Raw genomic sequence first — 25321 nt, 5'->3', positions numbered from 1 at the left:
ACAGGTAGTTTTCGAGTGCAAAAAAAAGCGCGCGACCTCCACGATCAGCGCGCTGGGACCGCCTTCTTGCGAGCACGTTTGGCCGCAGGCTTGGGAGGAGCCGATGGCGTTCCCGCTTGCGGTGCCTGCCCTGCGGCGGGCCGCTGCGTGAGGGGTTCGCGCGATGTCATGCCCAGCAGCGACATGTCGACAAATTCACTCATCACTTCCTTCACGCTCATCTTGCCCTGAGGCGAATGCCAACGGGTCACGTAGTTCAGCCCGGACAACAGAAAGCGCGTCGTCATGGCCGGGTCCATCTCGCGGAACTCGCCCGTCTCGATTCCTTCGGCGACACAGCGGCGCAGCAGTTTCTCGTAGGAATCCCGCAGATGGAGGGCCACGCCCCTGCGCTCGATTTGCCCCGCCTCTCTGAACGCATTGGCGCCTGCCAGCCAATCTTCCCGATGCTCGTCGAGGAAGTGCGCTGAAGACCGCATGAATGCACGGACGCGCTCTGTGGGCGTGCTGGCTCGCGCGACATCGGCAGCGACCATCTGGACCAGGGCATCCAGCGACCGGATCACCACCCGCTCGTACAACTCGTCCTTGTTCGGGAAGTGGTAGTACAGCGCGGCCTTTGTGATCTTTGCTTCTTCGGCGATGTCGCGAAGCGATGTGGCGTGGAAGCCTCTGTTTGCGAACAGATGGCGCGCGATGCTCAGTAATTGATCTTCGCGGCTGCCGTGGTTCAGCAAGGACTCCGATGGTGTTTTGGCTGGACTTGCGCGGGGTGCCATGACATTGCTTTCGTGAGGACAGAGCCTGCGAGGGTAACTCGGCTCAGTAGCTGGTCAGCGGCTTGCCCGGGTTATCCACGAGGCATGACGCTTGTGTGCCGTTGGATTTTGGCGGTACTATTAACCGGTCGGCAGGTAAAACATGTCGACGGCAGTTAATTTTGCCGCGAAGCGAAGAACGTGAATTCTATGCAATGTGCTAACCGATCGACAGGTAAATGACGATGAGACTGGATCAAAGCGAAGACGACCGCGCATTTCGGCAGGAGGTCCGTCGCTTCTGTGAACAGAGCGTGCCCGATGCGCTGCGCAAGCGCGTGCGTTCGGGCATGCGCGCCACGCCGGCAGGGTTTCGCGAATGGCAGGACGCCCTGTTCCGGCAGGGCTGGGGGGCGCCGACATGGCCGCGCGAACATGGTGGCACGGGCTGGTCGCCGGTGCAGATTCACATCTTCGAGCAGGAGACCGCGGCCGCCGACGCACCGCCTCAGTTCCATCAGGGCCTGGAACTCATCGGCCCGATCATCTTCACCTATGGCACCGCAGAGCAGAAGGCGCGCTACCTGCCGCGCATCCTGTCGGGCGAAGACTGGTGGTGCCAGGGGTACTCGGAGCCGCAAGCCGGCTCCGACCTCGCCGGGTTGCGCACCCGCGCCGTGCGCGACGGGGATCACTACGTGGTCACCGGCCAGAAGCTCTGGACCAGCTATGCCCATACCGCCAACCGGATGTTCTGCCTGGTGCGCACCAGCGACGAGTCGCGCAAGCAAGATGGCATCTCGCTGTTGCTGATCGACATGGACACGCCCGGCATCACCGTGCGGCCCTTCCATACGCTCGACGAGCAGGCGCATGTGTCGGAAGTCTTCCTGGACGAAGCGCGGGTGCCGGTCGGCCAGTTGCTCGGCGAAGAGGGTCGCGGCTGGAGCTATGGCAAGGTGCTGCTGGACCGCGAGCGCGCCTTGACGGCGACCCTGGGCGTTCGGCTCGCCAGGCAGCTGGACCAAGTGCGGGAACTGGCCCGCCGCACGCCCGATGGGGATGGCTGTCTGTACGCGAACGCTGTGTTCCGCGCCAAGCTCGCGCAGCTGGAAATCGAAGTGCAGGCCATCGAACAGATGGGCCTGCGCATGCTCGCAGACAACGTTGCAGGTGTGGAAACGGGGCCGCGTGGCTCCATGCTCAAGCTGCGCTGGTCCGAGCTGCTGCAGCGCGCGACAGAGCTGTGGGTCGAGACCCTGGGCTATGACGCCACCCTCTTTGCCGCGGCGGGCGATGCGCCAGGCACGGTTCCCCTGGACCGATCGGGGCCAATGACGGCCTACCTGCACAGCCGGGTGACCAGCATCTACGGCGGCTCGAACGAGATACAGCGAAACATCATCGCGCGACGCGCACTGGGTCTTTAAGAGATGCACTCCCACTACACCCCCGAGCAACAGATGCTGGCCGACGGCGTGGACCGCTTCGTGCGCGAATACGGACGCTTCGAACAATGGCGCAAGCTCACCGCTGCGGGCACCGCCTGCGACGATGAGAACTGGCGCCGCATGGCAGACATGGGCTGGCTCGCGCTGGCCATTCCCGAGGCGCATGGTGGCTTCGGCGCTTCAGCCGCCGAGACCATGATCGTGGCCGAGGGGCTGGGGCGCGGCCTGCTGCGCGAGCCCTTCGTGAGCACCTGCGTGCTGGCAGTGCGCCTGTTGGCACGCGCGGGGACGGCCGAACAGTGCAAGCTGTTCGAGGGCATCGCGGACGGCAGCGTGCGCATCGCCACCGCGCTGGCCGAGGCCGGCGGCCGCTTCCGTCTGGACAGCGTGACGACGCGCGCTGTGTCGGCGGGCAACGGCTTTCGCCTGAGCGGCGCCAAGTCATGGGTTCCCGACGCCAGCACGGCGCATTGGTTCATCGTGCCTGCGCGAACCGCGCACGCCGAGGGCAGTGCGAATTCGGGCCTCTCGCTGTTCCTCGTGCCTGCGAATGCGTCGGGCCTGCGGCGAACCGACTTTCGCACTCCCGACCATCAGCACATCGGCCAGCTTCAGCTCGACGGCGTGGAGCTGCCTGCGTCTGCGCTGCTGGGGCCGCTGCACGAAGGGCTCGCACTGCTGGAATACGCCGTCGACCACGCGATCGCGGCGCGCCTGGCCGAAGCCTGCGGTGCGATGGACGCGGTCAGCGAAATGACGCTCGACTACCTCAAGGTACGCAAGCAGTTCGGCACCACGATCGGCAGCTTCCAGGCCTTGCAGCACCGCATGGTCGACATGAGCATTGCCTGCGAAGAGTCGCGCTCCATGCTGCAACTGGCGTTGGACGGGCTGGAAGCACCCCCGGCCGAACGCCAGCGAGCGATTGCTGCCGCCAAGGCACGGGTGGGGCAATGCGGTCTCTACGTAGGCTACCAGGCGGTGCAACTGCATGGCGGCGTGGGAACCAGCGACGAACTCGCGGTGAGCCACTACCTCAAGCGATTGACCATGATCGACACGGCCTACGGCAACGCCGACTTCCAGCGTGACCGCTTCATCGCCTTGACGGATGCGGCGGCCCCGGCCGCGCGCGAGACGCCGGCAGTTTCCGTCCGCGCGGAGCTGAGCGCATGAGCGCCGTCGCTGCGCCCGGCTGGAATCTGGCGGACATCTTCGATGGTGTCGCAGCGTGTGTGCCCTTCGACCGTGCGGCCATCGTGCAGGGCGACAAGACGGTGAGCTGGGGCGAACTCGACGCACGCAGCAATCGCGTTGCGCGCGCCTTGCTCGCGGCCGGCCACGAAGCGGGCGAACGCGTGGGCTTTCTCTCGCGCAACCACCCGGGCTACATCGAGGGCTTCGTCGCCTGCCTCAAGTCTCGCCTGATCCATGTCAACCTCAACTACCGGTACACCGTCGACGAGGTGGCCGGCGTTCTCGAGGACGCCGGCGCGACGGCGTTGCTGTACCAGCAAGAGTTCGCGCCGCTGGTCGCCCTTCTTGCGGCGCGGATGCCGTCGCTGCGCTCGCGCATCTGCCTCGATGGCGAGGGGCAGGGCGAAGCCACGGCCAGCTTCCAGGCCATGGCGGCGGTGGGTGATGCCAGCCCCCTGACGCTGCCGCGCGACGAGCGTGATCCGCTCCTGCTGTACACCGGCGGCACCACGGGCCGGCCCAAGGGCGTGATCTGGCCCGGCAACCACTACCGTGCGTGCCAACTCGAATCGCCGCTGGTGCAGCGACGCCCCGCCGACTTGCGCGAGCATCTCGATATGGTGGCCGGCAACGCCGCACCGGGACGCGTGCTGCCCGCCTGTCCGCTCATGCACGGCGCGGGCATCAGCAGCACGCTGGCCGAGTTGCTCAATGGCGGCACTGCCTTGCTGCTGGCGCATCGCAGTTTCGATCCGCATGAGCTGTGGCAGTTGGCGCAGCGCGAGCGCGCCACGCGGACCCTGATCGTGGGCGACGTGTTCGCCCGCCCGATGCTGGCCGCGCTGGACGAGCAGCCCGGTCGCTACGACCTGTCCTCGCTCAAGGTCATCAGCTCGGCGGGCCTGATGTGGAGCGAAGAGATCAAGGCCGGCTTGTTGCGTCACCTGCCCTCGGTGGTGCTTGCCGACATCTACGGCGCCTCGGAAGCCGCAGGCCTGGGGTATGCCATCACCACCAGGGACCGAGCCACGCCCACGGGCCGTTTCGAGCCGGGCCCGCACACGGTGATGGTGGGGGACGACGGCCGCATCGTGCCCGCAGGCCAGGAGGGCGAGGGTTGGCTTGGGCGCGGCGAACCGCTGCCCGAGGGCTACTTCGGCGACCCGAAGAAGACCGCCGAGGTGTTCCGCACCATCAATGGCGCACGCTACGCCTTGCCGGGCGACCGCGTTCGCCGCCACGCGGATGGCTCCATGCAATTGCTGGGCCGGGGCAGCCTGGTCATCAACTCCGGTGGGGAGAAGATCTACGTGGAAGAGGTCGAAGAGGCCCTGAAGCGCCTGCCGGGTGTGGACGACGTGCTGGTGGTGGGCGTGCCCGACGAGCGCTGGGGCAATGTGATCGTCGCCTTGCTGCGTGCACGTGGCGCATCCGTCGACGCACAGGCCATGCGTTCAGGCCTTGCGCCGCATCTGGCGGGCTACAAGATGCCCAAGCACTTCCTGGTGGTGGAGGACTTGCCACGCGCCGACAGCGGGAAGGGCGACTACCGCGCCGCGCGGGCGTTGGCGGAAAAGTTGTTGGCGGCACCATGAGGCGCACGTTGCTCAAGGCCATTCGCGCAGCCCTCTTGGGAGGCGTGCTTGGCGCGGGCTGGTTGTCCGTGTCGCTTGCCGGCGCGGCGCAGGATGCGTGGCCCAGCAAGCCCATCCGCCTCATCGTGCCCGCGGCGCCGGGCGGCGGCTCCGACACGGTCGGGCGCATCGTGGCCCAGGCCTTGAGCGAGAAGCTGGGCCAACCGGTGATCGTGGACAACCGCGCGGGCGCTGCGGGCACGATGGGCGTGGCGGTCGGGCTGCAAGCGCACGCCGACGGCTACACCTTCATCTGGTGTACGCCCTCGGCGCAGATCATGCCCCCCGGCAGCGTGCGCTACGACCCTGTCAAGGACCTGGTGCCGGTGAGCATGCTGGTGTCGGCCTCCTACCTGCTCGTCGTCGGCAACCAGCAACCCTGGCACACCGTGCGCGAACTGGTCGACGCCGCGCGCGCCAAGCCGGGCAGTGTCAACTACGGCACGGCTGGCACGGGCACCTTCGGCCACTTCATGGCTGCATCTTTCGGCCTTGCCACCGGCAGCGAGTTGACGCCGATTCCCTTCACTGGCGAAGGCCCCGCCGTGGTGGCGCTGATGCGCGGCGACGTGCAGATGGCCTTCATCAGCGGTGCCGGCGCGCTGCCCCAGGTGACATCCGGTCGCATGCGCGCGCTGGGTGTCTCGGCCGCTTTGCCGATGGAGGGCGTGCCGGCGGACATCCCCGCGGTCGCGAGCAGCGTGCCCGGCTTCGACCTGGTGGCCATCAACTACATGGCTGCGCGCGCCGGGACACCGCAAGCCATCGTCGACAAGATGAGCCAGGCCCTCCAGGCCGTGCTGGCGACCCCCGCAGTGCGCGAGCGGGTGCTGGGCCTGGGCGTCTCGCCCATGGGCAGCACGCCGGAGGTGCTTGGCCGCCGTATCGCAGCAGAACGCAAGCGCGTTCAGGAAACGCTCCAGCGCGCAGGCATCGTGCTGCAGTAGAAAAGAAGCGCCGCAGCCACCTTGCGCGGGCAACGATCACCACAAGACAACGAGACAAGATGACCCCTACTTTCACTCAGTGCCAGAGGCTTCGCCGCCGCGACGCGCTGGCCGTTGCGCTGGCCTGCATCGCCCTGCCTGGCGCAGCCTGGGCCTCGGGCCCCGAAGCCTCGTGGCCCACCCGTCCCGTGCGCCTCATCGTTCCTTTTCCTCCGGGCGGCGGCTCAGACGCGGTGGCCCGCATCCTCTCGGCCGCTCTCGCCGAGAAGCTGGGCCAGCCCGTGGTGGTCGACAACAAGCCCGGTGGCGCAGGCACGGTGGGCGTGGGCTACGCCCTGCAGCAGCCGGCGGACGGCTACACCATCGTGTGGTGCACCCCCGCGGCGCAGTACCTCGCGCCCAAGTCGGTGCGGTACGACCCGGTCGCCGATTTCGCACCTGTGAGCCAGACCGTGGCGGCAACCTATCTTCTGGTCGTCGACCCGAAGCTGGACATTCACTCCGTGGCGGACCTCGTGGCGGCGGCCAAGGCCAAGCCCGGGACCATCAACTACGCCACTGCAGGCATCGGCGGGCAGGGGCAGCTGATGGGTGCGTATTTCAACCTGCTGGCCGGCACCGACATGACCATGGTTCCCTTCACCGGTGAAGGCCCGGCGCTGTCGGGCGTGATGGGCAGCCAGGTGCATGTCACCTTCGTCAGCAGTGCGGCGGCGCTGCCCCAGGTCAAGGCGGGAAGACTGCGTGCCATCGGCATGTCTTCGGCTGTTCGCTTGCCCGGAATCCCTGAGAACATCCCACCCATCGCCGCCACCCTTGCGGGCTACGACATGACCGCGATCAACTACATCGCCATGCGCAGCGGCACGCCGAAGCTCATCGTCGAGCGTCTGAGCAAGCTGATCAACGAAGCGCTGGCCACGCCCTCGGTGCACGACCGCATCGCCGCCGTGGGCGTCGTTCCGGTCGGCAGCACGCCCGAGGAACTGGGCCGCCGTGTGGCCGCGGAACGCAGCAAGTGGAGCGAGGTTATGCGCAAGGCGAACATCGTGCTGGAATGACCATGGACGCCGCGAACTCATCTTCTGCTGAAACACGCTGCGCAGTGGTCACGGGTGCCGCGCGAGGCATCGGCCTGGCGATCGCCGAACAGCTTGCGCGCGACGGCCTTCGGGTGGTGGCGACAGACCGCGACGGCGAAGTGGTGCAGGCCCAGGCCGAGCGCCTGCGCGCCGAGGGCCTGGCCGTGCAGGCGGCGCCACTCGACGTGCAGGATCGCGCGGCCGTCAAGGCGCTGTTTGCCGGGCTGCCATCGGTCGAAGTCGTGGTGAACAACGCCGGCGTGGCTTCGGCCATGATCCCGTTTCGCGAGCTCGACGCCGAGCGCCTTCGGCACATGATGGGCGTGAACCTGCTGGGAAGCTTCATCGTCGCGCAGGAGGCCGTGCGCCGCATGCCGTCGGGCGGTCGTGTGGTGCAGATCGCCTCCCGTGGGTACCTGGGGGGCGCGGGCGCCGCGCACTATGTGGCCAGCAAGGCCGCCGTGGTGGGCATGGTGCGCGCCATGGCCATCGAGCTGCGCTGGCGCGGCATCACGGTCAATGCCGTCGCGCCCGGCATGGTCGACACCCGCATGCTCGAGGGCTACACACCCGAGATGCGCCGTGCACTCGAACAGCGCGAGCCTGCGGGCGCCGCGGCCAGTCCCCGCACCATCGCGGACGCGGTGTCGTTCCTGGCCTCCGCGCATGCGGCGCAATGCAATGGCCAGGTGCTCTTTGTCGACGGCGGCAAGAGCGTGGGCATGCCGCCGCTGTGATCGCCGCCGCTTCAAGGTCCCAATTCCTCACTTCCATGTCGTCTACATCTACCGATACCCAAGGCAGCAGGCTGCTGCTCGTCGGCGCCCAGGAGGCGCTTGCCGAGGCGATCCTGCGGCGTCTCGAGCGTGACGGCTTCGACGTGCAGGCGGTTGCCAGCGGCGATGAATCGGCGCTTCAGGCCGCACTGGCCGCACTGGCCGCCACGCCGTCGCTCGATGCGCTCGTGACGCTCACACCCGCCACACGCTCGAACCTTCTGTTCGACGACATCGACGACGCCAGCTTCGCGGCCGCGCTCGACGCCCAGTTGCTGGTCGTCGTCCGCACCGCGCAAGCCGTGTTGCCGCACCTGCGCAAGGGCGCGCAGATCGTGCACGTCGGCTCGCGCGGCCACCAGGGTGCCTGGGGCGGTGTCCACCAGATGGCCGCAAGTGCCGGCCTGGTGGGCATGACACGCTCCATGGCCCTGGAGCTGCAGCCCGAGGGCCTGTGCGTGAACCTGGTGGCCAGCGAGTTCACGGCCGAGCGCCAGGACACGCCGCGCAACCGCGAGGCCGTGGCCCATGCCGTCAGCATGCTGGCCGCGCCGAACAACGGCATCACCGGCCAGTGCCTCGTCATCGACGGCCTCGCATCCATGCGGCTGAGCGAGGCGCGCAGGCCGCACGCCACCCCTTCCTGAAATTCGATAGACCACTGCCCGACAAACCCAAGGAGACCCCATGCAGTACCTGAAACTTGACGTTGAGAACTTCGTCGCCGTGATCACCATCGACGCGCCGCCCGTGAACGCGGTGTCCGCCGGCCTCATGGACGAGATGATCGCGGCCTTCGACCAGATGAGCGACCGCGACGACGTGCGCGTGGTGGTGCTGACCGGCGCCGGAAAGATCTTCTGTGCCGGCGCCGACATCAAGGGCCGCGCCAACAAGACCTTCGAGCCGGGCGAGCGCTGGGCCCATTCGCGCCGCGCGCGCGAACTGAGCTATTCCATCATCGAGTGCAAGAAGCCGGTGATCGCGGCCATCAACGGACCGGCGCTGGGCGCCGGCCTGGGCATCGCAGTGTCCTGCGACATCCTGATGTGTTCCGAAAACGCTTCGCTGGGCCTGCCCGAGGTCGACGTGGGCCTGATGGGCGGTGGCCGGCACGCCATGCGCGTCTGCGGCCATTCGCTGACACGCCGCATGATGCTCACGGGCGACCGCATCAGTGGCGCGGAGCTCTATCGCCGCGGCATCGTCGAAGCCTGCGTGCCGCTCGAGAACCTGATGGCCACCGCGATGGAGATGGCCACGCGCATCGCCGCCAAGAGCCCGGTCGCCAGCCGCACGGCCAAGAATTCGGCCGCCACCATCGAGAACATGACGCTGCGCGACGGCTATCGCTTCGAGCAGAACATGACCGCCGAACTGGGCCAGACCGAGGATTCGCGCGAGGCGATGCGCGCCTTCGCCGAGAAGCGCCCGCCTGTGTTCCAGGGGCGCTGAGGACAAGGCACGGGGCCGCGCTTGCCGCGGCCCCGGTTGCGGCCCTAGTTGGCCAGCATGCCGCCGTCCACGGGCAGTGTCACGCCGTTGATGTAGCTGGCCATCGAGGAGGCCAGGAACACCGCGGGTGCGGCGATCTCGTCGGGCAACCCCATCCGGCCTTGCGGCGTGCGGTGCAGAAAGCCTTCTAGCCTTTGCGGGTCTGCGCGGGTCGCATCTGTCATCGCCGTTTCGATCACGCCCGGGGCGATGGCGTTGACACGGATTCCGTCTGGCCCCAGGTCCACGGCCATGCTCTGCGTGAGCATCTTCACCGCGCCCTTGGAGCTCGAGTAGCCGATGCAGCCGCCCTGCGCAATGAAGGCGGCACCCGAGGCGATGTTGATCACGTTGCCGCGCGTCTGGCGCAATGCCGGCAGGAACGCGTGCAGCACATTGAAGCCGCCCATCACGTTGACGTCGAAAACCTTGCGCAGCTTGCTGTGCACCTCGGGCGAATCGATGCCTGAGCGGATCAGGATGCCGGCGTTGTTGACCAGCGTGTCGACCGGCCCGATCTCGCGGCCGACGCGTTCGGCCAGGGCCGCGCACGCAGGCACGTCGGTGATGTCGAGCGCAAAGGACCATGCCTGGCCGCCCGCGTCATGGATGCTGCGCGCCGTGGCGACACAGTCGTCGGCCCGCAGGTCGACCATCACCACGCGCGCGCCGGCCTGGGCGTAGTGCAGTGCGATGGCCCGACCGATGCCGGCGGCGGCGCCGGTGACCAGTGCCAGGCGGCCTTCGAGGAGCCGTTCGTTGCTTGAAAGAATGTTCATGGCGGTGTTTCCGGTTCTCAAGGTGCGGTGTTGCGGCCCGTGCGCCGCGCCAGGAACGCATTGATTTCGCCGACGATGCCGCGGCGGAACAGCATCACCACCAGCACGAAGACCACGCCCTGCACGATCAGCACGGCCTCGGCGATGGACGACAGCGAGTTGGCCATGGTGACCACCACGATGGCGCCGGCCACGGGCCCCAGAAGGGTCTGCAGCCCGCCCACGATGCCCATCAGCAAGGCCTCGCCGGAGGTGACCCAGCTCACGTCGGTGAGCGTCGCGATCTGGAACACGATGCTCTTCATGCCGCCGGCCAGGCCGGCCAGCGCCGCGGACAGCGTGAATGCCAGCAGCTTGTAGCGGTTCACGCGGTAGCCCAGCGAGATGGCCCGCGGCTCGTTGTCCCGGATGGCCGTGAGCACCTGGCCGAAAGGCGAATGGACGATGCGCCAGACCAGCCAGAAGGCCGCGACCACCGTCAGCATGACGACGTAGTAGAGCGTCATGTTGTTCGAGAGGTCGACGACCCCGAGCAGGTGGCCGCGCGGCACGCTCTGGATGCCGTCCTCGCCGCCCGTGAAAGGCGCGCGCAGCGCGATGAAATACACCAGCTGTGCGCTGGCCAGCGTGATCATCGAGAAGGCGATGCCCGCACGGCGAATGGCCAGCAAGCCGGTGATGGCACCGATCGACGCGGCCACGGCCACGCCGAACAGGACGCCCAACGCCGGGTCGAGGCCCCAGACCTTCACGGCATGCGCCGCGCCATAGGCCGCCGAGCCGAAGAACATGGCGTGGCCGAACGAGAGCAGTCCGACATAGCCCACGAGAAGGTTCAGCGAAGCGGCCAGCAGCGCAAAGCACAGCAGCTTCATGAGAAAAATCGGGTAGGCCACCCAAGGAGCCGCCAGCAGGATGAGGGCGCCGACCGCCAGAAGCAGGCACCGATGGCGCACGAGTCGGGACGAGGTTTCCGTCATGGGAGATTCTCCTGAGAATTTGTCATCTGGTGCTGCCGAAGAGCCCGTTGGGGCGCACCGCCAGCGTGAGCAGCATGATCACGAACACGACCATGCCGGCACCGTCCGGGTAGACCACCTTGGTGATGCCTTCGATCACCCCGAGCGCGAAGCCCGCCACGATGGCGCCCACGATGGAGCCCATGCCACCGATCACCACGACGGCAAACACCACGATGATGAGTTGCGAGCCCATGAGCGGATTGACCTGGTAGATGGGCGCGGCCATCACGCCGCTCAGCCCGGCCAGCGCCACGCCCAACCCGTAGGTCAGCATCAGCATGCGCGGAACCCGGACACCGAAGGTGCGCACGAGGTTCGGGTTTTCCGTGGCGGCACGCAGGTACGAGCCGAGCTTGGTGCGTTCGATCACGAACCAGGTGACAAGGCAGACGCCCAGCGAGGCCGCGATCACCCAGATCCGGTACCAGGGGAAAAAGGCCATCTCGGTGTCCAGCCCGCCCGCGATGGGGTTGGGGTAGGGCTGGCCCGTGGCGCCGAACTTGTAGCGGAAGCTCCCTTCGAGGATCATCGCGAAGCCGAAGGTCAGCAGCAGTGCGTAGACGTGATCGAGGTGGTAGAGCCTGCGCAGCAGCAAGCGCTCCAGCGCGATGCCTGAAAGACCCACGAGCAGCGGCGCCAGCACCAGCGCCCACCAATAGTTGAGGCCCAGGTACTCCAGCATCCCCCACGCCACGAATGCGCCGAGCATGTACTGTGCGCCGTGCGCGAAGTTCACCACGCGCAGCAGGCCGAAGATGATGGCCAGGCCCAGGCTCATGAGCGCATAGAGCGAGCCGTTGATCATGCCGACCAGCAGCTGCCCTGAAATGGCGGCCATGGGGTATCCGAACAAGGTGTCGGGCATCGTCGTTGTCTCCAGGAATTCGTTCTTTTTCGTCGATGGCCGGCGCTCAGACGCCCAGCAGGGCCTCGATGCGCGCGCGGTCGTTTGCAATGGCCTGGCGGTCGAAGTGCTCGATCACGCGGCCTTCCTCGACCACGTAGAACCTGTCGCCGACGCCCGAGGCGAAGCGAAAGTTCTGCTCCACCATGAGGACCGTGAAGCCGCGCTGGCGCAGCGCGGCAATGGCCTCGCCGATTTTGTCGATGATCACCGGCGCCAGGCCCTCGGTGCATTCATCGAGCAGCAGCAGCTTGGCGCCGGTGCGCAGGATGCGGCCGATCGCGAGCATTTGCTGCTCACCGCCGGACAGCCGCGTGCCCGGGCTGCGGCGGCGCAGCTTCAGGTTGGGGAAGAGCGCGTAGACCTCGTCCACCGTCATGCCGCCGGGCATCAGCACGGGTGGCAGCAGCAGGTTCTCTTCCACATCCAGGCTTGCGAAGATGCCGCGCTCCTCGGGGCAGTAGGCAACGCCCAGGCGGGCGATGTCTTCGGGTGCCATGCCGGCCGTGGAACGGCCATTCACCGCGATGTGGCCCTGGCGCTTCGCGAGCAGCCCCACGACGGCGCGAAGCGTCGTGGTCTTGCCGGCACCGTTGCGCCCGAGCAGGCAGACCACTTCGCCGGGATGCACCACGAAGTCGATGCCGTGCAGCGCCTGCGTCTCGCCGTAGTGGCCGGTGAGGCCGCGAATTTCCAGGCAGGGCCGGTTGTCGTTCTCAGGCATGCGCGCCTCCCCCGACATAGGCTTCCCGCACGCGGGGGTCCGCGGACACCTGCTCGTAGCTGCCTTCGGCCAGAACTTCGCCGGCTTGCAGAACCGTGATGCGGTCGCACAGTTCGGCCACGACCTTCATGTTGTGTTCGACCATCAGGACCGTGCGCTGCCGCGCCACTTCGGCAATGAGGCGCGTGACCGGGCCGATGTCCTCGTGGCCCAGGCCCGCCATCGGCTCGTCGAGCAGAATCATTTCGGGCTCCAGGGCCAGCGTGGTCGCCAGCTCGAGCGCGCGCTTGCGGCCGTAGGACAGATCGGCCGCCGCCTCGCGCTCGTAGCGTTCCAGGTTCACCGAAGCGAGCAGGTCCCTCGCGCGCGGCGTGTGGCGGTCCAGGACCTTGTCGCTGCGCCAGAAGGCGAAGGTGCCGCCGGCCCGGCGCTGCAGCGCCACGCGGACGTTGTCCAGCACGCTCATGTGTCCGAACACGGCCGAGATCTGGAACGAGCGGACCATGCCGCTGGCCGCCACGCCGGCCGGATCGCTGCATGTGATGTCGCGGCCGTTGTAGTGGATGCGGCCCGCGCTCGCGGGAATGGACCTGGTCAGCAGGTTGAAGCAGGTGGTCTTGCCGGCCCCGTTGGGGCCGATCAGCGCATGAATGCTGTGGCGCCTGATCGCCAGCGAGACGTTGCGCACCGCGTGGAAGCCCATGAACTGCTTGCTCAGTCCGTCGGTGCGCAGGATCACGTCGACGACTGCAGGGCCGGGGCCGGTGGTGGTGGTCACGTGATTCCTTCGTCGTCGAACAGCACTTCGGGCAGGCCATGCACGCCCAGGCCGTGGATGGCGAAGACGGCGCCCGCATCGGGGTGCTCGCTTCTCATGAGGTTGCCGCTGTTGCTGATGCTGGTGACATACAGCACATCCAGCGCAGGCCCACCGAAGCAGGGGCAGGTGGGAAAGGGCGTGGGAACGTCGACCAGGCGCAGCAGCTGTCCTTCGGGCGTGAAGCAGCCGACCTTTCCCGCCTGAACCAGGGCCACCCAGAGGTTGCCGTCCGCGTCGACCGTGGTGCCGTCGGGCGCCGATCCATGGGACCGCGTGTTGAACAGCGCCCGGCGCGGACCTGTGGCGCCGGTCGCCGGGTCGTAGTCCACCGCGCTCACTTCGTCGCTGAAGCTGTCGGCGTGATACAGCGTGCGGCCGTCGGGGCTGAAACAGGTGGCGTTGGCAAGCGCGATGCCATCGAAAAGCACTGTCGCGCTGCCGTCGCGTTCGAGGCGGTAATAGGCGCCGTCGCGGTCGTGGCGTCCCATGACCATGGAGCCGGCCACAAAGCGGCCCTGGCGGTCGGTGCGGCCGTCGTTCATCCGCATCGAAGGCCCCTTGTGCTGCACTTCGGCGAGGCGGCGCGTCGCGCCGCTGCCCAGGTCCAGGAGGTGGAATCCGTCTTCGAGCGACAACACCAGGCGTCCACGCTTCGTCAGCGCGATCGAGCCGATGTCGCTGGTCGCGGCCCACTCGACGCGTGCGTCGCCACGCAGGCGGTGCACCTTGCGTGCCTTCGAATCGATCCAGTACAGCGCCTGCTCGCGGGGATCCCACAAAGGGCATTCCCCCAGGCGATCGCGATGGGCGCCCAGGATCTCGATGCGGGGAGATGTCTCGTTCATGAGGTGGTGCTCCTTGCCATTTCTGCATTGCGAAGTGCATTGGCCGCCGCTGCGCGGCGCGACAGGTGCACGCGGTAGGGCTGGGGCCACGTGGCGTAGTCCTGGTTCTGGCCCAGGGCCGCTTCGGCATGCAGCGCCCAGTTGGGGTTGTAGAGGGCTTCACGGCCCACGGCGATCAGGTCGGCCTGTTGCGCCTGGAGATAGCCCTCCGCCGTGCGGGGATCGATCACCAGGCCGACGCCCATGACCTGAAGGCCCGTGGCCGATCGAAGCCGGCCCGCCAGTTCCGCGCGGAACGTCAGGCTGTCGGACACCGAGCGGCCCTGGGTGGGGTAGCTCGAGATTCCGCCGCCGGAGGAGCAGTCGACCACGTCGACGCCGCGATCCTTCAAGCCGCGCAGCAGGTCGACCATGTCCTCGAATTCCAGTCCGCCGTCGACCACGTCCGCCAGGGACACCCGCCAGAAAAGCGGACGGTCGTCGGGCCACTCGCGGCGAACGGCCTCGGCGACTTCGAGCGCGAACCGCTGGCGGTCCAGCCCGAAGCGGTCCGTGCGCTGGTTGGCGACGGGCGATAGAAATTGATGGATCAGGTAACCGTGAGCGCCGTGTACCTCCAGCGCTTCGAAGCCGGCCTCCCGTGCGCGCCGCGCGGCGTCGGCCCAGCTTCGTACCAGCGCTTCGACCTCGTCCGTGTCGGGGGCCTGCGGCGTGGGCCAGGCAGGGCCAACGCGCAACGGGCTGGGGCCTATCGCTTGCCAGGGCGGCTCACCGAGCGCGGCATCGGCCGCGGTCAGAGGCCCGTTCCCGTTCCACCACTTCTGCGTGCTGGCCTTGCGGCCGGTGTGGCCGAGCTGGATCGCGGGCACCGCGCCGCCTTGGCGCAGTACGTCGGCGATGCGCGCCAAGGGGCCGATCTGTTCGTCGTTCCACAGGCCGATGTCCCCATGGTTGTTGCGTCCACGCGCTTCCACGGCGGTGGACTCGACGAACACGATGCCGGCGCCGCCCATCGCGAAACGTGCGAGATGGGCCAGGTGCCAGTCCGTGGCCATGCCGTCCACGCCACTGGACTGCTGCATCGGCGGAATGACCACCCGGTTGCGCGCACGCATGCCGCGCAACGTGCAGGGAGTGAAGAGTTGTGCCATGGCGGGTGCGGCGCGGCTCACTTCTTCGTCACGAAATCGCAGCCGCCTTCGGCCAGCGGGCGAAAGATCTGTTCGGCCGGGATCGGCGCACCGACCTTGTAGAAGTCGTACTTGTACTTGGACTCGGCGGGCGACTTGACCTCCACGGGGTAGACCACGCGCATGACCTGGCCGTCCTCGCGGATCGGCGCGTTCAGCGTCATGAAGTCGTTCACGCGGGTGGCCTTCATCCTGGCGATCACCGCGGGCCCTGCGTCGGTGCCGGTTTCCTTCACCGCCTTGAGATAGTGCGCCACGGCGCTGTAGACGCCCGCATTGGTGTACGTGGGGGGAACGCCGCCGTTGCTGCGCGCCATGAAGCGCTTGCTCCAGGCGCGCGTGGCCTCGTTCTGGTCCCAATAGAACGGCACGGTGATGTTCAGCCCTCGCGCCACGTCCAGGCCCATGGCCGTCACGCTGTTGATGGTCATGCCGAAGACGCTGAGCGTCTGCCCACCGCGTGTGATGCGGAATTCAGCGGCCTGCTTGAGCGCGTTGGACAGGTCCAGGCCCGCGTTCAGGATCACGATTCCCTTGGCACCGCTCGATTGGGCCTGCAACAGGTAGGACGAATAGTCGGTGGCGCCCAGCGGATGCTTCACCGATCCGACGACGCGGCCGCCCGCGGCCTGGATGAAGCGCGTGGCTTCGCTCTGCATGGCGGCGCCGAAGGCGTAGTCCACCGTGATGAAGTAGAAGTCCTTGATGCCCTTGTCGATCAGCAGTTGCACGCCGGCCTTGGGCAGCGCGTAGCTGTCGTTGAGGAACTGGATGCTCATGGGCGAGCAGGACTTGCCGGTGAACTCGGAGGAGATCGAGCCTGAGATCAGATAGGGCTTCTGCTTTTCCTTCATGAGTGTCTGCACGCCCAGCGCGATCGACGATGCGGAGCCACCCACGATGGTGTCGACCTTGTCCGAATCGATCCATTTGCGCGCGGCGGCCAGCCCCACGTCGGGCTTGTTCTGGTCGTCTGCCGACACCAGCTCGACGGCCTTGCCGTTGACCTTGCCGCCGAAGTCCTCGATGGCCATGCGCGCGGCCAGGATCGAGCCCGACCCACCCGCGCCGGAGTAGGGCCCGCTGGCGTCGTTCATGACGCCGATGCGCACCACGTCGTCCGAGATCTGTGCGTGCGCTGCACCCGCTGCGAGAGCGAGCGCCACGGCCGCGACCCGCAAGCAAGGGCGGCACCTGGAATTGATCTGTAGCTTCATGTCTGTCTCCTGGCTCTTTTTGATGGAATTACTTCTTGACGAACTCGCAGCCGCCTTCGGCGAGCGGTCGGAATATCTGCTCCGCGGGAATGGCCGGGCCGAGCTTGTAGAAGTCGTACCTGGCCTTGGACTCGGCCGGCGTCTTGACCTGCACGGGGTAGACCACGCGCATGACCTGGCCGTCCTCGCGGATCGGAGCGTTCTGCGTCATGAAGTCGTTGACGCGCGTGGCTTTCATCCGGGCCACGACCCTGGGGCCGTCGTCGGTGCCGGCTTCCTTCACGGCCTTCAGGTAGTGATTGACTGCGCTGTAGACGCTGGCCTGGATGTAGGTCGGCACAGCGCCGCCGTTGCTGCGCTCCATGAAGCGCTTGCTCCATGCGCGCGTGGCCTCGTTCTGGTCCCAGTAGAAGGGCACGGTGATGTTCAGCCCTTGCGCCACGTCCAGTCCCATGGCCGTCACGCTGTTGATGGTCATGCCGAAGACGCTGAGCGTCTGACCCCCGCGCGTGATGCGGAATTCAGCAGCCTGCTTGAGCGAGTTCGACAGGTCCAGGCCTGCGTTCAGGATCACGATCGCCTTGGCGCCGCTGGCCTGCGCCTGCAACAGGTAGGACGAATAGTCGGTCGCGCCCAGCGGGTGCTTGACCGATCCCACCACCCGGCCGCCCGCGGCCTGGATGAAACGCGCGGCCTCGGCCTGCAGCGCGGCGCCGAAGGCGTAATCGACGGTGATGAAGTAGAAGTCCTTGATGCCCTTGTCGATCAGCAACTGCACGCCGGCCTTGGGCAGCGCGTAGCTGTCGTTGAGAAACTGCACGCTCATCGGCGAGCAGGCCTTGCCCGTGAAGTCGGACGAGATCGTGCCCGCGAGCAGATACGGCTTTTGCTTCTCCTTCATCAGGGTCTGCACGCCGAAGGCGATGGACGTGGCCGAACCGCCCACGATGGTGTCGATCTTCTCGGTGTCGAGCCATTTGCGTGCGGCGTTCAGGCCGACGTCGGGCTTGTTCTGGTCGTCCGCCGTGATCAGCTCGATGGCCTTGCCGTTGACCTTGCCGCCGAAGTCCTCGATCGCCATGCGTGCCGCCAGCACCGAGCCCGGTCCGCCGTTGCCCGAGTAGGGGCCGCTCATGTCGTTCATGATGCCGATGCGCACCACGTCGTCCGAGATCTGGGCCTGGGCTGCGCCGGTGGCCAAGGCCAGCGCCATGGCTGCGAGGCCTGCGCGCAGGCCGGTTGCGAAAGTCGCCTTGCTCTTCATGTCTGTCTCCGATGTCTTTTGAGTTGAGGAAGAGGGCGCCGAGCCCGCGTGTTGCCGACGCTCAGGCTCTGGGGTTGCCCGAAGGCAGGGCCAGGATCTGCTTGGCCAGGATGTTTCGCTGGATCTCGTTGGAGCCGCCGAAGATCGCGGGCATGCGCGAGTCCAGGTACTGGCCCATCACGTCGATCGCCATGCCGTCGATCACCACGTCGTCCCTCTGCGCGCCCTGGTCGCCCGCGAACTGCACGAGTTCGTCGGCAATGCGCTGGTAGGTCTCGGTGCCCCAGACCTTGAGATAGGAAACGTCGGGACCGAGCTCCTCGCCGCCACTCAGCAGGCCCATGAAGCGCTCGAAGGCGGCCTTCAGGTCCCGCACGTCCAGCACCAGCTGCGCATAGCGGTCGCGGAAGTCGGCCTGGTCCAGCGCCTGCGTGGCGTGTGCGAGGCGGTCGAGCTGTGCCAGCGCACCTTCGCACTGCCGGGGCGTGCCGAAGAAGATGCGCTCCTCGCGCAGGAACGAGTTGGCAACGTTCCAGCCGTCGTCGATGCGGCCCACCACGTTGGCGACGGGCACGCGCACGTCGTCGAAGAAGACTTCGCTGAACTCGCCTTCGCCCTTGAGGTTGACGATGGGGCGCACCTTCACGCCGGGCGTCTTGAGGTCGATCAGCAGGAAGGTGATGCCGCGTTGCTTCGCGCCTTCGACCTTGCTGGTGCGCACCAGCGCGAACATCCAGTCGGCGCCGGGGCCCAGCGTGGTCCAGATCTTCTGGCCGTTCACGATCAGGTCGTCGCCCTCGCGGTCGGCCCGCGTGCGCAGGTTGGCAAGGTCCGAGCCCGCATTGGGCTCGGAGTAACCCTGGCACCACATCACCTCGCCACTGAGCACGCGCGGCAGGTGATGGCCGATCTGCTCGGGCGTACCGTGCATCAGCAGGAGCTTGCCGATGGCCAGGCCATGGTCGGGGATGCGCGCGCATCCGTGGCGCGCCATCTCTTCCGCGTAGATCACCTGCTTGGTGGGTGACAGGCCCATGCCGCCGTGCGACTTGGGCCAGGAAGGCGCGAGCCACCCTCTTTTGGACAGCGACTGGTACCAGTCCGAGATGTCAGCGTAGTAGGCGCGCTTTTTCATGAAGCGCTTCTCGGGCGGATAGTTGGCGGCGATCCAGCCGGCCAGCACACGACGAAATTCGGCATCGGGAAGTTGGTCGACGGCTCCACCGTCGGCAAGTTCCTCGGCGGTGCTGGTGCCGGCCTGGTGCACGCGGCCCGTCTTCTGCAACTCCTGCAGAAACTGGCCGCGTTGCCACAGCGGATTGCCCAGCCAGGCCGACAGCGTGAGTGCGCGCTTGAGGCACAGACCGATGTCCGTTTCATCGGCAATGCCCATGCCGCCATGCAGGTGGATGGCCGCCTTGCCGACCATCAGCGCTGCGCTGCCGGCGCGTGCGCGCGCAGCGCGCAGCGACTGGATGCGCTGCGCCGGGTCCTTTGCTTCCCGCCAGTCCAGCAGTGCATTTTCTGCCGATGCGCGCGCGAGCTTGCACTGCATCCACATGTCCACCATGCGGTGCTGCAGCACCTGAAACGACGCGATGGGCTTGCCGAACTGGATGCGCTGCGAGGTGTACGCCACCGTGTCCGCGAGCGCACGTTCGGCCACGCCCACCAGTTCGAAGGCCGATGCCAGTCGCGCGAGTTCGATCGCCTGAGCCACCGCCGCCTGCACGGCCGGGCCCTGTGCGATGAGGGCGTCGGCAGGCAGCGTGAGGCCGGCGAAGTCCAGCTCACCGAAGTCCGTGCCGTCCACGGTGCGCGTGCTCTGCACTTTCGGCCCCTGGGCGTTGGCGGCAATCCAGAACAAAGCGGGGATGCCCTGTTGCAGCGCGTAGACCAGAAAGCCGTCGGCCGCGCCGGCGAGCGGCACGAAGCGCTTTGTCGCGCCGCTCAACTGCCAACCCTGCTCTTGCCGATGCGCCTGCAGCAGGCTGCTGTCGACGTCCAGCACGCCGGGTCTTTCCTGCCAGGCCAGCGCCACGAGCGTGTCGCCTGCGACAACCTCCGCGAGCAGCCTCTTGGCGGCATGGCATTCGGCCGCGAGCGGCAACAGGCACTGCACCACCAGCAAGCTGCTGGCCACGAAGGGTTCGGGCGCGAGGGCTCGGCCGAGCTCGCAGGCGATCAGCGTGGCTTCGGCCAGGCCCAGGCCGTGGCCGCCGAGTGCTTCGGGAACGAGCACGCCGTGCCAGCCGGCTTGGGCCATGGCGCGCCAGACCGCGCGGTCCAGCGGCACTGGCTGGTCGCGCAGCAGGCGAATGCGAGCGGGCGCCGGCTGGCGTTGGTTGAATTCCTGCACGCTGTCGCGCAGCATGCTCTGGGTTTCGTCGAGAGTGGTCATGGGAGCTGAAAGTGGGCCGGGGCCGGGCGCTGCGGATTCAGGCCCGGTCCGTGGGAAGCGTGTGGGCGCGGAATTGCTCGCGCAACTTGAGTTTTTGGAGCTTGCCTGTGGCGGTGTGCGGCAGGGATTCCACGAAGACCACGTCGTCGGGCATCCACCACTTGGCGACCTTGCCGTCCATGAAGGCCAGAATTTCCGCGCTCGTGGCACGCTGGCCGGCTTTCGCAACGATGAGCAGCAGCGGGCGTTCCTGCCAGCGCGAGTGCGCCACGCCGATCACCGCGGCTTCCTGGACGGCGGGGTGCCCCATCGCCGCGTTTTCCAGGTCGATCGAAGAGATCCATTCGCCGCCGGACTTGATGACGTCCTTGCTGCGGTCGGTGATCTGCACGAAACCGTCGGTGTCCAGCGTGGCCACGTCGCCGGTGGCGAACCAGCCGTCGGCATCCAGCACGCTGCCACCCTCGGCGCGGTAGTAGCCGCTGGCCACCCAGGGGCCGCGCGCCTTCAGGTCGCCGAAGGCCTTGCCGTCGTGGGGCAGGGGCTGGCCGTCCTCGCCGAAGATCTCCAGGTCCACGCCGTAGATCGCGCGGCCCTGTTTGGCCTGCAGGTCGAAGCGCTGCTGCAGGTCGATGTCGCGGTGCTTGTCGAGCAGGGTGCCGATGCTGGCCAGCGGGCTGGTCTCGGACATGCCCCAGGCATGGATGACGAACGCGCCCAACAAGGTCTCGAACTTTTCGATCATCGCGCGTGGGCAGGCGGAGCCGCCGACCACCACGCGCTGCAGCGTGATCTCGGACAGGTCGAGCGATGCGCGATGGCGCTCGATGTGCTCGAACAGGCCCAGCCAGACGGTGGGCACGCCCAGCGAGAAGTTGCAGCGCTCGTCGCGAAGCAGGCCATAGATGTTCTCGCCCGAGAGATGGGGTCCGGGCAGGACCAGCTTGGCGCCGCACATCGCCCCGGCATAGGGAATGCCCCAGGCATTGACATGGAACAGCGGCACCACCAGCAGCACGCTGTCGCGTGCCGAAAGGCCGAGGCCGTCGGTTGCGCAGGCGGTGAAGGAATGCAGCACCGTGGAGCGGTGGCTGTAGAGCACGCCCTTGGGGTTGCCGGTGGTGCCCGAGGTGTAGCAAAGCGACGATGCCGTGTTCTCGTCGAAGCGCGGCCAGGCGTAGTCAGGCGACGCGGCGTCCAGCAGGTCCTCGTAGCACATCAGGTTGGGCAGGTCGACCGTGGGCATCTGGTCGCGCCGGCACATGGCGATGAAGCCCTTGGCGTGCGCGAGTTGCGGCGCCATGGTGGCCAGAAGTTCAGCAAAGCTGTTGTCGAAGAACACATAGCCGTCTTCGGCATGGTTCAGGATGTAGGCGATCTGTTCCGGAAACAGGCGGGGGTTCACCGTATGAAGAATCGCCTGCATGCCCGACACACCGAAATACAGCTCCACGTGGCGGTGCGTGTTCCAGGCCAGCGTCGCCACGCGGTCTCCTGCCTGCACACCGAGCGCTGTCAGTGCGTTGGCCAGGCGCTTGGAGCGTTGTTGCACCTCGCGCCAGTTGCTGCGGTGAATGCTTCCGTCGACCAGGTGCGAGACGATCTCGCGTTCGCCGTGGAATGCGGCCGCGTGGTCGAGCACGCCCGACAGCAGCAGCTGGTGTTGTTGCATCAAGCCTTGCATGGGGGTTCTCCTTGGGTGTGGTGTTGTGGTGCCGCGGCGTTCATCAGTGGTCGCTGCGGCCCCCGTCGACTGCGAGCACCCTCGGTGTGTCGACGGCGCCTGCTGCGGGCAGCGGGTGGGGGATGCTGGAGGTCATGGCGAAAGGAAGATTCGAAACAGAGTGACTGGCCGACAGGTAAGTGATGGGGGAAAAAAATTGGGTCTGGAACTCATGTCGTGGTTTCATGCGGCGGGCAGCCGAAGCCGCTAGATCGGCGCGGATGTCCCGGGCGATGAAGCGCAGGCGGCCTGCCTGTCGATGGCGAGCCCGTGCAGGAGCATGTCGAGGAACTGCCGCATCACTTCGACCGCACTGAGCGAGCCACCAGGCCGGTGCCATCGCGGCATGTGGTTGAGTGACGAGAGCAGCAATCTTCCAGCCATCGCCGGGTCGACGGCGCGCATCTCGCCTGCCGCGATGCCATCGGCGATGCACTGGCGCAGCAAGCCCTCGTAGCTGTCGCGCAGCTTCAGCGCCGCCATGCGCAGCCCATCCGTGGCGTTCTGCCAGAACGCGTTGGAACCCGCGATCCAGCGGTCGCGCCCATGGTCTTGCACGTGCGCCGAGGCTTCCATGAACGCTCTGACGCGCGCCGTCGGTCCCGCGGCCTTTGCAACCGCGTGTGCGACCTCGTCGTGCAGGAGCTGGATGGACTCGAGCACGATGCGCTCGTACAGCGCATCCTTGGTGGGGAAGTAGTAGTAGAGCGCAGCCTTGGTGATGTGCGCCGCGTCGGCGATCTCGCGCAGCGAGGTGCGATCGTAGCCATGCGCGGCGAACAGCCGACGCGCGATCGCGAGCAGCTGGTTCTCGCGCGAGTCGAGCGGATTGGTGGCCGCTTTCGCGACGCTCGGCTTGCTTGGGAACATGGGGCGGGTGCTATGCGACAGACGAAGGGCGAAGGGCGAAGGAAGGCGGTTTCAGCGGCCACGCAAGCCATGCGCGCATTTCTCGAGAAAGGGCTGTTGGATGTGCTGGAGCTCCATGGTGGCCGTCCTCGTCGTTCAGCGGGTGGAGATCAGCGCATCGAGGCAGACGCCGCCCTCGGTCTGCACCACGAACGGATTGATGTCGATGCCGGCCAGTTGGCTGGCGTGTTGCACCGCGAACTGCGACAGCTTGCTCAGCGTGCGGGTCAGGGCCTGCAGGTCGTACACCGGGCCGCCGCGCCAACCTTGGAGGAGGGCAGATGCACGCACCGAATTCACCAGCGCCAGGCTTTGCTCCGGGGAGAGCGGGGCGGAGGCGAAGGCCACGTCCTTGTAGAGCTCGACCGCCGTCCCGCCAAGGCCGAACATCACCATGGGGCCGAACACCGGGTCCATGTGGATGCCGATGATGGTCTCCACGCCGCCGCGCACCATGGGCGCGATCAGCACGCCGTCGATGCGGGCCCGGGGTGCGCGTTCGGCCGCACGTGCCTGAAGGGTGCCGTAGGCGGCGGAGACGGCCTCGGCGTCGTGCAGGCCCACGATCACGCCGCCGACCTCGGTCTTGTGCGGGATGTCGGCCGAGACGATCTTGGCTACGACCGGGTAACCCATGGCATTCGCCGCGGCCACGGCCTCGTGGGCGCTGGTGCAGGCCTTCTCTGGCAGCACCGGGATGCCGGCGGCACCGAGCAGCGCCTTGGCTTGCGTTTCGGTGGCGACTGCGGGGAGCCGATGCGCGGCTGGCGGCACGGCGACGTCGGCGCTGCGCATGTCGCGACGCAAGCGCGCCATGCGCGCGGCACCTGCCACGGCACGCACGGCGCGTGTCGGGTCGGCGAACACCGCGACCCCGGCTGCCTCGAGCCTTTGCGATACGCCTTCGTCGGACAGCATCACCACCACCAGCGCGCGATCGGGGTGCGCCTTGTGGATGGCGATCAGACGGTCCTCGGTCGACTGGAAGCGCTGGGGCGACAGGCCCACGTGTGCAAGGTAGGCGAAGAGGCTGCCGTAGCTTGCATCGGGTCGCAGCATGATCTCGACGGTCCGGGCCACACCATCGGGAACGGACGTGACCTGGGCCGTCGTGTCGAAGGGATTGGCCGGCACCGCGTAGGGCAGCAGCTCGCGCAGCGCGGCGGACGCATCGTCGGTGAGTGCCGGCAAGCTCATGCCCAGCTCGGTTGCGTTGTCGGCCATCAGGATGCCAATACCGCCCGAGCCGGTCATGATGCCGATGCTCTCGTCGACGGGCAGGGTGCCGGCGACGGCGCAGAGGTGCGCGATGTCGAGCATCTCTTCCACCGAATGGGCGCGGTGCGCGCCGCATTCGGCGAACACGGCGTCATAGACCTTGTCGTTGCCGGCGAGCGAACCGGTGTGGGTCGCGGCCGCGGCCGCGCCCACGTCGGTGCTGCCGATCTTCATGATGACCACCGGTTTCCCGGCGGCGGCGGCCTTTCGCAGTGCAGCGCGCAGGCGGGCGCCGTCCTTGCAGGCTTCCAGTGCGGCACAGATCACGCGCGTGTCGGGATCTTCGGCGAGATAGTCGATGCACTCCGCAACGTCGACGTCGGCCTCGTTTCCGGTCGCGATGACGCGCGACAACCCGATGCCGCGCAGCGTGGCCATGCCGTAGGTGGCCGAGCCGAAGGCGCCGCTCTGCGTCGCCAAGCCGATGACCCCGTGCTTGGGCCGCAGGCCGTTGAGCGCGGTGGAGAAGGTTGCGTAGAAGTTCTGCGAAGGATTGAGCAGGCCCAGCGCGTTGGGCCCGACCATGCGCATGCCGGCTTGACGGCAGATGGCCACCAGACGCGCCTGCAGTTCGCCGCCCGCGGCGTCCACCTCGGCGAAACCTGCGGTGAAAACCTGGACCACCTTCACGCCTTTGGCTGCGCATTCCCTGAGAGCGGCTTCGACGCCGGGGACGGGAACGGCAATGATGGCGTGGTCCACGGGGCCTGGCACCTCCAGCAGGCTGGTATAGGCCGGCAAGCCCTGGATCTCGGCCGCGCCGCTGCGGTTGACCGGATACAGGTTGCCTTTGAATCCTGCCTCCAGCAGGAAGCGCAGCGGGCGACCGCCGATGCGCTCGGGGTCGGACGAGGCGCCGATCAGCGCCACGGAGCCTGGAAAGAACAAAGGCTGAAGAGAGTGCAT

General features: G+C 67.3%; 22 protein-coding genes. 8 read left to right on the top strand and 14 right to left on the bottom strand.

Going from position 1 to position 25321, the window contains the following annotated elements:
* Positions 1-44: 44 nt before the first annotated feature.
* A complete protein-coding gene (locus tag ACSFA5_RS01815; RefSeq protein WP_435442293.1) occupies positions 45-779 on the bottom strand; it encodes a TetR/AcrR family transcriptional regulator in 735 nt (244 codons plus the stop codon).
* Positions 780-997: 218 nt separating this feature from the next.
* On the opposite strand from ACSFA5_RS01815, the gene ACSFA5_RS01810 reads away from it, so the two are divergent.
* The 8 genes from ACSFA5_RS01810 to ACSFA5_RS01775 are packed head-to-tail and all read left to right on the top strand — an operon-like array spanning position 998 to position 9300.
* The gene (locus tag ACSFA5_RS01810) at positions 998-2188 is read left to right on the top strand and encodes an acyl-CoA dehydrogenase family protein (RefSeq protein WP_435442292.1); all 1191 of its coding nucleotides are present in this window, start codon (positions 998-1000) and stop codon (positions 2186-2188) included.
* A 3-nt stretch (positions 2189-2191) separates the two neighbouring features.
* Positions 2192-3385, top strand: a complete 1194-nt coding sequence (locus ACSFA5_RS01805; protein WP_435442291.1) for an acyl-CoA dehydrogenase family protein — start codon at positions 2192-2194, stop codon at positions 3383-3385.
* Positions 3382-5001 carry an AMP-binding protein gene (locus tag ACSFA5_RS01800; protein ID WP_435442290.1) on the top strand — a complete coding sequence of 540 codons (1620 nt, stop codon included), beginning with the start codon at positions 3382-3384 and terminating at the stop codon, positions 4999-5001. The genes ACSFA5_RS01805 and ACSFA5_RS01800 overlap by 4 nt, the downstream gene beginning before the upstream one ends.
* Complete coding sequence (locus ACSFA5_RS01795; protein WP_435442289.1) at positions 4998-5987, top strand: Bug family tripartite tricarboxylate transporter substrate binding protein; 990 nt, start codon at positions 4998-5000, stop codon at positions 5985-5987. Before ACSFA5_RS01800 ends, ACSFA5_RS01795 begins: the two co-directional genes overlap by 4 nt.
* A gap of 59 nt (positions 5988-6046) precedes the next feature.
* Positions 6047-7048: a Bug family tripartite tricarboxylate transporter substrate binding protein gene (locus ACSFA5_RS01790; RefSeq protein ID WP_435442288.1), complete on the top strand. Its 1002-nt coding sequence runs from the start codon at positions 6047-6049 to the stop codon at positions 7046-7048.
* Between the two features lie 2 nt (positions 7049-7050).
* Positions 7051-7806 (top strand): SDR family NAD(P)-dependent oxidoreductase, encoded by a 756-nt coding sequence (locus tag ACSFA5_RS01785; protein ID WP_435442287.1) that lies wholly within the window; start codon positions 7051-7053, stop codon positions 7804-7806.
* Between the two features lie 35 nt (positions 7807-7841).
* Positions 7842-8492, top strand: a complete 651-nt coding sequence (locus ACSFA5_RS01780) for an SDR family oxidoreductase (protein WP_435442286.1) — start codon at positions 7842-7844, stop codon at positions 8490-8492.
* A 40-nt stretch (positions 8493-8532) separates the two neighbouring features.
* The gene (locus tag ACSFA5_RS01775; protein ID WP_435442285.1) at positions 8533-9300 is read left to right on the top strand and encodes an enoyl-CoA hydratase/isomerase family protein; all 768 of its coding nucleotides are present in this window, start codon (positions 8533-8535) and stop codon (positions 9298-9300) included.
* Between the two features lie 44 nt (positions 9301-9344).
* Here the strand turns inward: ACSFA5_RS01775 and ACSFA5_RS01770 are convergent, their stop codons facing one another.
* From ACSFA5_RS01770 to ACSFA5_RS01710, 13 genes are all read right to left on the bottom strand, one after another.
* On the bottom strand, positions 9345-10118 hold the full coding sequence (locus ACSFA5_RS01770) for an SDR family NAD(P)-dependent oxidoreductase (RefSeq protein ID WP_435442284.1): 774 nt from the start codon (positions 10116-10118) through the stop codon (positions 9345-9347).
* 17 nt (positions 10119-10135) lie between these two features.
* Positions 10136-11098: a branched-chain amino acid ABC transporter permease gene (locus ACSFA5_RS01765; RefSeq protein WP_435442283.1), complete on the bottom strand. Its 963-nt coding sequence runs from the start codon at positions 11096-11098 to the stop codon at positions 10136-10138.
* A gap of 22 nt (positions 11099-11120) precedes the next feature.
* The gene (locus ACSFA5_RS01760; protein ID WP_435442282.1) at positions 11121-12005 is read right to left on the bottom strand and encodes a branched-chain amino acid ABC transporter permease; all 885 of its coding nucleotides are present in this window, start codon (positions 12003-12005) and stop codon (positions 11121-11123) included.
* A 46-nt stretch (positions 12006-12051) separates the two neighbouring features.
* Positions 12052-12768, bottom strand: a complete 717-nt coding sequence (locus tag ACSFA5_RS01755; protein WP_435442281.1) for an ABC transporter ATP-binding protein — start codon at positions 12766-12768, stop codon at positions 12052-12054.
* The gene (locus ACSFA5_RS01750) at positions 12761-13471 is read right to left on the bottom strand and encodes an ABC transporter ATP-binding protein (protein WP_435442979.1); all 711 of its coding nucleotides are present in this window, start codon (positions 13469-13471) and stop codon (positions 12761-12763) included. Before ACSFA5_RS01750 ends, ACSFA5_RS01755 begins: the two co-directional genes overlap by 8 nt.
* Positions 13472-13542: 71 nt before the next feature.
* Complete coding sequence (locus tag ACSFA5_RS01745) at positions 13543-14433, bottom strand: SMP-30/gluconolactonase/LRE family protein (protein WP_435442280.1); 891 nt, start codon at positions 14431-14433, stop codon at positions 13543-13545.
* Entirely contained in the window at positions 14430-15584 is a 1155-nt protein-coding gene (locus ACSFA5_RS01740; protein ID WP_435442279.1) for an oxidoreductase, read from the bottom strand. Before ACSFA5_RS01740 ends, ACSFA5_RS01745 begins: the two co-directional genes overlap by 4 nt.
* 17 nt (positions 15585-15601) lie before the next feature.
* Positions 15602-16840, bottom strand: coding sequence for an ABC transporter substrate-binding protein (locus ACSFA5_RS01735; protein ID WP_435442278.1), 1239 nt, complete (start codon positions 16838-16840; stop codon positions 15602-15604).
* A 28-nt stretch (positions 16841-16868) separates the two neighbouring features.
* A complete protein-coding gene (locus tag ACSFA5_RS01730) occupies positions 16869-18104 on the bottom strand; it encodes an ABC transporter substrate-binding protein (protein WP_435442277.1) in 1236 nt (411 codons plus the stop codon).
* Between the two features lie 61 nt (positions 18105-18165).
* A complete protein-coding gene (locus tag ACSFA5_RS01725) occupies positions 18166-20505 on the bottom strand; it encodes an acyl-CoA dehydrogenase family protein (RefSeq protein ID WP_435442276.1) in 2340 nt (779 codons plus the stop codon).
* A 37-nt stretch (positions 20506-20542) separates the two neighbouring features.
* Entirely contained in the window at positions 20543-22189 is a 1647-nt protein-coding gene (locus ACSFA5_RS01720) for a 3-(methylthio)propionyl-CoA ligase (protein ID WP_435442275.1), read from the bottom strand.
* Positions 22190-22435: 246 nt separating this feature from the next.
* Complete coding sequence (locus ACSFA5_RS01715) at positions 22436-23098, bottom strand: TetR/AcrR family transcriptional regulator (RefSeq protein WP_435442274.1); 663 nt, start codon at positions 23096-23098, stop codon at positions 22436-22438.
* A gap of 135 nt (positions 23099-23233) precedes the next feature.
* Positions 23234-25321 (bottom strand): acetate--CoA ligase family protein, encoded by a 2088-nt coding sequence (locus ACSFA5_RS01710; RefSeq protein ID WP_435442273.1) that lies wholly within the window; start codon positions 25319-25321, stop codon positions 23234-23236.

Origin of the sequence: Variovorax monticola (assembly GCF_051216855.1) — a bacterium.
In the GTDB taxonomy this organism is placed as follows: Bacteria; Pseudomonadota; Gammaproteobacteria; order Burkholderiales; family Burkholderiaceae_C; genus Variovorax.
Note: the sequence above shows the minus strand (reverse complement) of the source record. Positions and strands in the feature narration are given on the sequence as shown.